Annotated in this window: 1 protein-coding gene; it reads left to right on the top strand. The window is 44.4% G+C overall.

The window, feature by feature from the left end; all coding sequences use genetic code 11:
* The coding region (locus tag AAEY62_RS20510) for a glutathione S-transferase C-terminal domain-containing protein (protein ID WP_350636081.1) at positions 1 to 314 on the top strand (314 nt) is incomplete at its 5' end.
* Positions 315 to 405 lie beyond the last annotated feature (91 nt).

The following is a 405-nucleotide window of genomic DNA, read 5'->3' as shown; positions in this document are numbered from 1 at the left end:
TAGCTACACAGCGCTACTTAGTTGGTGAGCAAATTACCGAAGCCGATTGGCGCTTATTTACTACTTTAGTGCGCTTTGACGCTGTGTATCATGGCCACTTTAAGTGTAATCAGCAAAAAATTAGCGAATACCCTAACCTATATAACTATGTCACTGAGCTGTACCAAGTACCGGGTATTAAAGACACCATTGACTTGGAATACACCAAAATACACTACTACGCCAGCCACAAAACTATTAACCCCACCGGCGTAGTACCGCTAGGGCCTAAAACACAATTTGAGCAACCGCACGATCGCGACCGCCGGTATTAATCGGGCTTAGAGCTTCGGCAAAATTATGCCGAAGCTCTAAAGTAAGTAAACAACCAGTAAAAAATTCACAAAGAGGGTATGAGGCGCTGCG

Origin of the sequence: Pseudoalteromonas sp. GW168-MNA-CIBAN-0100 (assembly GCF_040309225.1) — a bacterium.
Lineage (GTDB): Bacteria > Pseudomonadota > Gammaproteobacteria > Enterobacterales > Alteromonadaceae > Pseudoalteromonas > Pseudoalteromonas arctica.
This window is presented reverse-complemented; position numbering and strand designations above follow the sequence as displayed.